We start from the raw sequence: 3,761 nt of genomic DNA on the forward strand, positions 1-3,761 counted from the left end.
CAATTCCCATTTGAAGTGACTGTGGATAAGGTTATTAACTCTACAATGGTTGCAGACCCATTGACACTTCTTGACTGTTCTCCAGTAAGTGACGGAGCAGCAGCAATTGTAATGGTGCCTGCAGAAGATGCTAAAAAATACACTGACACTCCAATCTATGTAAAAGCTTCTACACAGGCTTCTGGAACATTGACTTTACACGACAGAAAAGATATCACTACCATTGAATCTACAAAAGTCGCTTCCAGAAAAGCTTATGATATGGCAGGAGTAACAGTTAAAGACATTGATTTGGCTGAAGTGCATGACTGTTTCTCAATCAACGGGCTTTTAGCAGTAGAGGACTTAGGATTTACTGAGAAAGGTAAAGGTGGAATAGCTATTGAAGAAGGACAAACTGAAATCGATGGTGATTTCCCAATAAACACTTCAGGTGGTCTTAAGGCACGTGGACACCCATTAGGTGCTACAGGTATTGCTCAGGCTGCTGAAGTTGTATGGCAACTCAGAGGAGAAGCTGGCGGACGTCAAGTTGATGGTGCAGAAATCGGTATGACCCACAATATCGGTGGAACCGGCGGTACTGCAGCAGTACATATTTTCGGAAGAGATTTATAAATCTCTTTTACTTTTTCTTTTTTTTTATGATAATCAATACTGGTTCAAGAACAGATATTCCTGCTTTTTTCTCCAAATGGTTCTTAAACAGAGTGGATGAGGGTTTTGTCTGCACAAGAAATCCCTATAATGATGATATTTACAGATATCCTTTAGACTCTAAAATCATTGACTGTTTGTGTTTCTGCACTAAAAACCCAAAACCATTATTGAGGAATATTGATTTTCTAAATGAATATGATCAGTTTTGGTTTGTAACAATAACTCCTTATGGTAAAGATATTGAAGTTAATGTACCAAATTATAAACAGGTTATCAAGTCATTTCAGGAATTGTCTGAAACATTGGGGATAAACAAGGTTTCCTGGAGATATGACCCCATTTTTATCAGTGAAAAATATGATATTGAGTTTCACATAGACAAATTTGAAGAGATGGCATCACAACTTTCTGATTTCACCAATGATTGCACAATTAGTTTCATTGATTTATATCAGAAAGTCTTGAGAAATTTTCCTGAAGTTGATGAAGTAACAACTGATGAAAGATTAATCATTGGTCAAAACTTTGCCAATATTGCTCGAAAGTATGATATTCAAATGAAAACATGTGTTGAGGGTACATTGCTTGACCAATTCGGATTTGACTCATCAGGCTGTATGACACAACAGGTAATTGAAAATGCAATTGGGAATAATTTAAAAATCCCTAAAGGAAAATATAGGATTCGTGAATGTGAGTGTATATTTGGAAGGGATATTGGAGCATATAATACGTGTATGCATGGATGTAAGTATTGTTATGCCAACAGCAATATGCAGTTAGTCAAAAGGAACCAAAAGTTGCATAATCCTGATTCACCTTTGCTGATTGGTGAAGTTAATGATGGTGATGATGTAAAGGAAGTTAATGAACCTAGCTATATTGATACACAAACTAGATTATTTTAATATTAATTAATCAAGTTTTTCATAAAGTCGCAGTTAGTAAATATTTATTATTGATAAAATTTAAATTAATTATTATCTAATAATCTATGGTGGTTATTAATGTATAATAGAGTTGAGATTGCTCGTGAGTTTGCAAATGCAATTAACAGTGATAAAATTATTAAAATCATATTATTTGGTTCTGTTGCTCGTGGTGATGATCATGAGGAATCAGACATTGATATTCTAATAATTTCCAATCATCGTGAAGATATAGATGATATTATTTCAGAGGAAATTGCATGGATTATGTATGATAAACAAGAACTTATTTCAGCTCATGTAATTAATGAAGACTTATTCAATAAAACTAAAAATTTCTCATTTTTAACTAATGTTTTAAAGGATGGTGTACCAATTGGATAATGAAGAGGTACTTGCTTTTATTGTTAAGGCTGAAACAAAATTAAAACATAGTAAAGCTTTATTTGAAATTGAAGGTTATGCAGATTCAGTTAGTTTATCTTATTATTCAATGTTTTTATGCGCTAAAGCGTTATTGATTAAGAAGGAATGCAATGTCCCTAAAACTCATCAAGGTTTGATTCAGTTGTTCAGTTTAAAATATGTTCATGAAGATGAATTCAGATATAATGTGTATAAATATTTGACTAATGCTCAATCAGACAGGGAAGATGCTGATTATTCTGCAATAGACTCTATTGGGGAAGATTTAGCTAAAAAAAGAATTAATCAGGCAGAAGAATTTTTAAAAGAAACTAAAAAATTTTTATAATTTTCTAATATGTTATGAGAATAGTCGTTAAAATTAATCATTGATTTTAAAAATGACTTCATACTCATTTAATAATTCTTCTTTTTGTTTTTCAGATAGATTTCCGCTGTTTACTTCATTGAGGCCGTATTCCAGCATATTATAGAGAATTTTGTTTAGATTGAATCCTTTTTGTGTTAGTGAATATTCAGTTTTGATGTCATTTTCAAAAACTTGTTTTGTAATTAAATCATTGTCTTCCATGAATTTGAGTGTGTCTGTCAGTACTCTGTTGCTCAATGTTTTTTCTTCTAAAAATTCGCTGAATTGCTTTTTTCCTAAGAATATGTCTCTGATGATAAATATCACCCATTTTTTGGATATCAATTTCAATGTATCGTCTATGGGGCAATTGTCATCGTAATCTTTAATTTTTTTCATCTTTTTGACCTATTGTGAGTTTTTCCTTACAAAATCTATTTAAAAAGCATTGTATATAACATTTGTTATCTGGTGATTGTATGAATGACAGACATGTAATTGAAGCATTAGGAAAAGCTGAAGTCGTAATAGAAAACGGGAAAATAACCTACATTGGAGAACCGGTAGTTGATTACTGTTCCATATTTGACAATGGTCAGCATAATGGTGATTTGACAAAAGAATTCATCAAATCCAACATTAACAAAAGAATAGATGAATTTGGAATGTGCACTCCACAAAGGTCAATTGATGTTGAAGACACAATGAGCTTTGGAACCAGCGAAACATTAAAAACCAACATGATCAATGGCAATGTTGATTGTGTGGTTGGAGCATGTGAGGGAGTAGGGACATTGCTGATTGATGACGCTGAGCTTGTTCAGGGAGTTGGAGGAAGAGTTTCCGCATTGATAAGCACCACTCCAATTGATGAGGTAATGGATAAAGTTGGAAGAGAAAATGTTTTAAATCCTGAAACTGCAGAGTTGAATCCATTAAAAGGTCTTGAAATGGCAATTGAAAGAGGATATAAAAACATTGCAATAACAATTATTCCAACAGAAATGGTTAAGGATTTAAGGCAACATCCAAAACCTGAAGATGTCAACATATATATTTTCGTAGCACATACAACCAACGTTTCCAAAAAAGAGGCGGAGATGTTATTTGATTATGCTGATGTGATTTCAGGATGCTCTTCCATAAACATACGGGAAACTGCTGAAGAAAGAAAACCATATTATGCTGGAAAAAAAGTTCCATTGTATGCAGTAACCGAAAATGGAAAAAGATTGCTCAATGAAAGATTGGAATATATTGGATATGAGTTATGTGAAAAAAAGTATCCTCAGGATTTCACTCAAAGTCCTAAGCCATTAATCTAATTTCATTTATCAATTTGAAGTACTTCATTTAGATGTAGTTAATACTGTTACTTCAAATAAATGAAGTATTAT

Annotated in this window: 5 protein-coding genes and 1 pseudogene; 5 read left to right on the forward strand and 1 reads right to left on the reverse strand. The window is 32.7% G+C overall.

Annotated elements, in window-relative coordinates; translation table 11 throughout:
* From Q0W04_RS10515 to Q0W04_RS10530, 4 genes and pseudogenes are all read left to right on the forward strand, one after another.
* Positions 1-618: pseudogene (locus tag Q0W04_RS10515) on the forward strand (thiolase domain-containing protein); the annotation flags it as partial.
* 26 nt (positions 619-644) lie between these two features.
* Positions 645-1,568 (forward strand): DUF1848 domain-containing protein, encoded by a 924-nt coding sequence (locus Q0W04_RS10520; protein ID WP_298503069.1) that lies wholly within the window; start codon positions 645-647, stop codon positions 1,566-1,568.
* A gap of 99 nt (positions 1,569-1,667) precedes the next feature.
* On the forward strand, positions 1,668-1,973 hold the full coding sequence (locus tag Q0W04_RS10525; protein WP_149732498.1) for a nucleotidyltransferase domain-containing protein: 306 nt from the start codon (positions 1,668-1,670) through the stop codon (positions 1,971-1,973).
* Entirely contained in the window at positions 1,966-2,343 is a 378-nt protein-coding gene (locus Q0W04_RS10530; RefSeq protein WP_188118149.1) for a HEPN domain-containing protein, read from the forward strand. Before Q0W04_RS10525 ends, Q0W04_RS10530 begins: the two co-directional genes overlap by 8 nt.
* Positions 2,344-2,376: 33 nt before the next feature.
* Here the strand turns inward: Q0W04_RS10530 and Q0W04_RS10535 are convergent, their stop codons facing one another.
* Entirely contained in the window at positions 2,377-2,763 is a 387-nt protein-coding gene (locus tag Q0W04_RS10535; RefSeq protein WP_298503071.1) for a helix-turn-helix domain-containing protein, read from the reverse strand.
* Between the two features lie 80 nt (positions 2,764-2,843).
* On the opposite strand from Q0W04_RS10535, the gene Q0W04_RS10540 reads away from it, so the two are divergent.
* Complete coding sequence (locus Q0W04_RS10540; protein WP_298503073.1) at positions 2,844-3,689, forward strand: methanogenesis marker 8 protein; 846 nt, start codon at positions 2,844-2,846, stop codon at positions 3,687-3,689.
* The last annotated feature ends 72 nt before the right edge of the window (positions 3,690-3,761 follow it).

This window comes from uncultured Methanobrevibacter sp., assembly GCF_947170395.1.
In the GTDB taxonomy this organism is placed as follows: Archaea; Methanobacteriota; Methanobacteria; order Methanobacteriales; family Methanobacteriaceae; genus Methanocatella.